This is a genomic window from Acinetobacter sp. TY1 (assembly GCF_048551395.1).
In the GTDB taxonomy this organism is placed as follows: domain Bacteria; phylum Pseudomonadota; class Gammaproteobacteria; order Pseudomonadales; family Moraxellaceae; genus Acinetobacter.
On record NZ_JBLYZK010000014.1, the window covers coordinates 62,616 to 69,113 of the forward strand.

Annotated in this window: 5 protein-coding genes; 4 read left to right on the top strand and 1 reads right to left on the bottom strand. The window is 34.6% G+C overall.

From position 1 onward, the window contains the following. From ACK2M2_RS10040 to ACK2M2_RS10055, 4 genes are all read left to right on the top strand, one after another. Window positions 1-2,418, top strand: coding sequence for a CSLREA domain-containing protein (locus ACK2M2_RS10040; protein WP_419348015.1), 2,418 nt, complete (start codon window positions 1-3; stop codon window positions 2,416-2,418). A gap of 185 nt (window positions 2,419-2,603) precedes the next feature. Then, window positions 2,604-3,386, top strand: coding sequence for a tellurium resistance protein (locus tag ACK2M2_RS10045; protein ID WP_409511072.1), 783 nt, complete (start codon window positions 2,604-2,606; stop codon window positions 3,384-3,386). 33 nt (window positions 3,387-3,419) lie between these two features. After that, window positions 3,420-4,538, top strand: a complete 1,119-nt coding sequence (locus ACK2M2_RS10050; protein ID WP_419348018.1) for a toxic anion resistance protein — start codon at window positions 3,420-3,422, stop codon at window positions 4,536-4,538. A gap of 47 nt (window positions 4,539-4,585) precedes the next feature. Then, window positions 4,586-5,527 carry a hypothetical protein gene (locus ACK2M2_RS10055; protein WP_409511074.1) on the top strand — a complete coding sequence of 314 codons (942 nt, stop codon included), beginning with the start codon at window positions 4,586-4,588 and terminating at the stop codon, window positions 5,525-5,527. Between the two features lie 103 nt (window positions 5,528-5,630). Here the strand turns inward: ACK2M2_RS10055 and ACK2M2_RS10060 are convergent, their stop codons facing one another. Then, window positions 5,631-6,239 carry a DsbA family protein gene (locus tag ACK2M2_RS10060; protein WP_409511075.1) on the bottom strand — a complete coding sequence of 203 codons (609 nt, stop codon included), beginning with the start codon at window positions 6,237-6,239 and terminating at the stop codon, window positions 5,631-5,633. Window positions 6,240-6,498: the final 259 nt, after the last annotated feature.

Below are 6,498 nucleotides of genomic sequence, written 5' to 3' on the forward strand. Positions count from 1 at the left end.
ATGAAAAACTATAAAAAAGGAATACTCGCACTCGCAATTTTATCAACGATGTCACTGATGGCAGCTGAAGATAAAACCATTTACGTCACAACTTTTGATGATGAAGATGGGGAAAATGTTGAAAAATGCTCTTTACGAGAGGCAGTAACGGCTGCTTCTACGCATAAAGCATATGGAGGTTGTCCTGTTGGGCAAGTTGATGCTTCAATGACCAATGTTATTCAACTTGACGAGGGTGAGTATAAGCTGACACGTGAATTACAACCCAATTCTTCGCTTTCAATTTTAGGTAAATTACCTGCTAATTATCGTAAAGCGGATGTATTAACAAATACATTTCCTGCAATAACTGCACTTAAAACCACGATTAGTGGACAAGGGAAGTCACGTATTTTTAATACGACAAATTTAAAAAAACCTGCTTTGAATTTAACCAATATAATTTTAAAAGATGGCTATTCTTCAGATACAGGTGGTGCTTTATATTTGGGAAGTACATCAGTACTAACTAACGTACAGATTTTAAATTCAAAAGCAAAATCTGGTGGTGCAATTTTTCTCAATGATATTGACACGGGTTTAACAATTAATCGTGGAATTATTCAGGGTAATGACGCAACCGAAGGTAGTGTCTTGGCAATGACGTGTAATGATAACCTTGTATATACAAATCGAACGATTAATATAACGGGTGCTAGTATTTTGGGGAATGGCTCAAGTAGTAGTTTAAGTACGATGACTTTCTGTGGTCAGCCAACAGCTATATTTACTGCAAATACAATTACCAATAACATTGCAAATGCACAGTCAGGTCGAATTTTTCAATTTAGCTCAAAAACACCTGAAAAAGCTATTAATCTAAGTCCGAGTGCATCTTTGGCTTTAGTGAATAATACCATTGTTAAAAATAATGCGTTTTCTACGTTATTGTATAATTCACGGGGTATTAAGTCAGTACAATACAATATTCTTGCTTTTAATGAAGGTGGTAAATCTTGTCGTTATGCAGATGGTGATGTTACAGAAGTGAAAGGGAGTAACTTCCTTAATATTTATAATGCTATAAAACTTGCAAGTGATAATGATCAATGTGAAACAGCCAAAGAACTTCTTACAGATGAAGTTAAAAAGACTTTGGTTGATGTCAGTGATGTTAACCCAGATACCGTGCTCAGTACGCTACAGACACCTACAGAATATACAGCGTTTATGCCGATGTATTTTCTTAAAAATTTAAATACAGACAAAGATCTTGTCGATATTGGTTCTACAGGATGTGCTGGAACAGATCAGCGTGGTATGACACGTATTTTAAATCGAGATACGACTGATACGAGTTGTGATCTTGGTTCTACAGAAATTCTAAGTTTAACAGCAACGGATTTGGCAACAATAAATACATCTGTTGTACCAATTATAAATAACTACCAAAAAGAATATGATACGTTTAAAGGCTTAATTGATAATAAAGAGACGAACCCTGAATATTTACCGTATTATAATATTATGATGAATAATTATAATACTTTACTTAATAATACCAAGTCAGATCAAAAATATAGAACCTTATTTATAGACCCATTTGCACTTAATTTACCTGATGAGGCTGTTCGTGCTGATGGAGGGCGCGAGATCAAGCATTTAACGACAGAAAATTATGATGTTACAGTTGAAAGTTTAGGCACAGGTAAATTGGATGAGAAAAAACAGTTTGTTGGACGAATTGATCCTGCCTTGCGCTGTGAATGGAATAAGGAACTGAAACAGGTTCTGATGTATCGTACAGATGATTTCATTACTGCGACAGGTGATAATGAGTTCTGTAAATATACTTTGACAATGAAAGGATCTAATCCTGTGAAGAGTTCAAGTGCCTACATCGTTGCAAATTTTATTAATATTGCACCAATTGCAAAAGATGCGAACTTTAACATTCAACATGGTACAGATCAAAAAATTGATATTAATTTACTCGATCAAACGAATGATGATGGGGATGGCCTAGTCAGTCAGTTGTCAAATAACCCCAATAAATCACGTTATTATTTAAATGCAGCAGGTCAAGATTTGGCAATTCGCATTTCAAGTTTGCCTGATCCTGTGGCGGTTACTGCTGAACGTAGTGGTCCATGTCCAGGTAATGATAAAAAATTAACCTGTTTAGGTGGGAAAATTACCGTACAAATCAAAAATACATTAGATCCATTTGACTATAAATTTAACTATATGGTTTATGATGCTGATGGTTTGGTTTCAAATACAGCAACGGTCACATTGAGTAATTCAGCATCTACACCAAGCGCACGTAGCGGTGGTGGTGCAACGGGTATATTAGGTCTGTTAGGGTTATTTAGTTTGATTGGTTTGCGCCGTTTTTACAGCCTAAAAAAGTCAAGAGTTAATTTTTTCCATAACTGATTTAAATGGTTATTGTGAGTTAAAGAAAGCCAATGATTTCGATCATTGGCTTTTTTATAAATTGATTTTAAGTCGGGGAAATAGAATTGTAGTGATTTTGCACAAAAGCATGTTTTTATTTGCAATTTGTTGATTTGAGCCTTATATAAAAATAATATAAATTCGTATATTGAATAAGCATTGCTATGACCGCTTTGATTCCACTTGATCAGATAAATATTGATCCGGATCATCTCTTATATATTAAACGCCATCATCTTGTTCCATTACTTGATGATCAAATGCGCCTTAATCATTTTGCCGATCAAATTGTGCAAGCACAAGCTGTTGTTTTAAATGGCATTGACCCAAAGTTAAATCAGCAATTGGGGCAGGTTATTGGTCAAATTGTTACTCAATTGAACAATTCAACAAAGGTAATGAAAAATAAAAAATTTAACGTGCTACAAAAATGGTTAGGCATTGATCTTGAGTTTGGTTCAGCAAAAATTAAATATATGCAGGATCTTGATCTGTTGGTGAAAGAAGCGGGTGTTTTGTCACAACGATTACAATTGGAAATTCAGAAATCACAGACTAAGTTTTTGCAAGCCACAGGTTATCGGGAACAAATGGCAGGATATATTGTGGCTGCTTCAGAATTTTTAGATGAATATCCACAATTTATCAAAACAAGACATCCACTTGATAATTTTGCTGAGCGATTATCTAAAAAAATTAATACTTTGCAGACTTTACAGGCGAGCAATGATATTGCAATGTCGCAAATGATATTGACACAACAATTGTCTATGAGCCTACTTGACCGTTTTAAAGAGGCAGAGCAGGTACTGATTCCTGCATGGCAATATCATGTGCAACAAAGCCAGCAACATCAACAATATTCTCAGACTCAACTTGATAAAAGTCGAGAAAAGTTGATTCAAACACTGCAAGATTCTTTGGATCGAGCGACATCAAAAACTTAAGTACATCATTAAAATATAATTAGGGGCGAAAAAATGTCAGATCAAAAGCAGAATCTTCCTGTTGAGCAGTCAATGGAACTACAACAAAGATTTGAACAACTCAGCCTTAGAGAAATGGGGTTGCAGGAAACAGATTATGCCGATGTCATGACTGCACGCAAAGAGCTTGCAGATATGAATCCGACAGCAGTTGCAGAATACGGTAAGGGAATTGCGACACGGACATCTGTATATACCGATGAGTTGTTGGGCATGGTGAAAAATAAAGACCTTGATGCTACAGGGCAAAAACTCAATGAAGTTGTACAGGTTGCGCAACAATTAAATACGTCAAGTATTTTAAATAAATCGAAGAATAGTGGCTTTTTAGGTGGTTTACTTAATAAATTTAAAGGTGCAAAGCAAAGTTTTGACCAGAATTTTAATAGTACCAAAGAGCAGATTGATACTTTAGTAAAAGAAATTGAAAGTTCGCAAAATGGTTTAAAAACGCGTGTTGGTACACTCGATAAAATGTTTGATGGTGTACAAGATGAGTATAAACAACTCGGAATTTATGCTGCTGCGGGTAAATTGAAACAGCAGGAAATTCAACAGGAAATTACGGCATTAACGGCACAAGAGCAAGATCAGCAGACAGGGCAAAAAATTTATGACCTAAATCACTTAGCCAATAATTTGGAAAAACGAGTGAGTGATTTATTGATTCTACAACAATCTGCGATGCAAACATTGCCGATGATTCGCATTATTCAATCTAACAATTTAATGCTGGTTGATAAATTTTATGCGATTAAAAACATTACTTTACCTGCTTGGAAAAACCAAATTAGTTTGGCAATTTCACTGCAAGAACAGAAAAATAGTGTTCAACTTGCCAATACGATTGATGATGCGACCAATGAATTATTAAAACGTAATGCAGATTTACTGCATCAAAATTCTGTTGATACAGCAAGAGCCAATCAGCGTTCAGTCATTGATATAGAAACGCTTGAACATGTACAGAACAGCTTAATTAAAACAGTTAATGATGTAATTCAGATTCAGAAAGAAGGCATGCAAAAACGAGATGAAGCCGCAGTGCGAATTAAAGCATTACAAGGTAATTTACAACAATTGGTTTTAGATAATGTTTCAGGTAAATCTTGAATATAAGTCTATAATTTTAATTATGTTTTTGAGGAGTATAAAATAAGTTGGCTGATTATCAGACACTGAAAAATAAGCATGATCCTGTTCAAATACAACAAATTGAAACAGGTTTACATGTTTTACAACGCCGTCGCAATCATATCATGGTCATGGCGATTGTGAGTTGTACAGCCCTAATTTTCAGTGCAATATCGCTTTATGTACAACAAGATTTTATTTATCAATGGTTTGGAGTAAGTGAACAGATTCGGCAATTACATATTCCATTTGCTGTTGATGGTGACTTAAAAGCGTTTTTACATCAGCCTGATTATGTTTGGAATTTACTTTCATGGTTTGGTTGGCTTTTTTTGAAAATGGTGGTGTCCTTTATTGGCGCATTTATCTCTATTTCATTTTTAAAAAGAATCAAATTTTTCCGCATTCGTTTTCAGTCATTCATACTGAAATTTATTGGGTGGCTCATCGCTTTTATTGTGCTATGGTCAGGTTTAACGTATGTACAGTATGACTTGCGTGATGATGAAGATAACCAAGTTCAAAAAATGATTGAATATAAAGATAATATTCAGCAAAGCCAGCTATATGATTACTTGCAAAAAACTGAAACTAAACCAACCGTACAGGCATATTTATTGGCTCAAGCAGCACTGATGCATGGAAAATCTGATCGAGATGTCGCATTGGCATATAATACACAGTTGGTTCAAGCAGAACGCACAGATCCGCATTTTTTAGAATATGGTTTTAAGGCGGAACAGCTTTGGGCGATTCAGCACCAACTTTATGGTAAGTCTGAAACCCCTATAGCAAAGTCGATTGATGCTGTGGTGAATCGTGCACAAGTTTGGTCAGATCGAGTAAAATCTATTTTGATCGTAATCACAACAATTTTTGCTGTATTGAGCGTGATTCTTTACTTTTTAAGCCAACGATTAGCAGCTCGGATACAGCGTATTGGTGAACAAATGAAGAATTCGTTATAAGTCAGTCTTAAATAATATAATCATTTTTAATCAAAAAATATTATTAAAAGCGAGGAAAATAAATATATCTCCTCGCTTTTTTAGTCATTAAACAACGAGTATTTTAAGCTGTTGCAACAAGCAATTTTTTTAAATCGAGCGTTGAGAAACTTTCATCTTGAATTTGCCCATCCACAATATAATAGGGTGTTGGATGCTTACCGAGACTTTGCACATATTGAGTAATTTCTGCTTGTTTATCGGCTATTTCTTGGTGCTGAATTGAGCGTAAAATTTTAGTACCATCTAAGCCCATACCTTCAATAATACTTCTCATAACTTCAGGGTTGGAAATATCCTTACCATGTGAAAAAACCGCATGGAAAATAGCTTGTGTCAGTGCAAATTTGTCAAAATTATTATTCAGTGCGAGAATTGCCTGGTGTGCTAAGCGACTGTTTGGCATACGTTTCATATGCTCAACATCAACCGTTAAGTCTTCACTATAAGCTGCAAACTTTGCCATATCTAGTTTACGATTGGCTTCTTTAGAACCATATCTTTCAGTTAAATATTGGTAAACATTTAAACCTTCTTCTGGAATTTCAGGAAGGACTTGTACAGGGAGGAGCTCAATTTTATTTGCTGTTGCTTGATCCCAATGTTTTTTTAACTTTTCAAAAGCAACGTAACTCATGGGATAAACAATATCAAATACAAATTCAATTTTCATATCGGTCTCATCCGTTTTATTTCATTATATGTTGACTAAATAGATAGCAATGATTATTGAATCATTACATTGATTTCAGCACCGCTTTCTTAATTTTTTCTTAAAGCTATGTAAGATTATGTGTGCAGTGTTGAGTCGTTTGTGTAGTTCTAGGATGTTTATATTTGGCTTTTAAGTTTTTTAAACCGTCTTAAAATTCAAAAAACCGATTATAAATATAAAAACAACCTGTTTCCTCTATTCTGTGATTTAACGTATT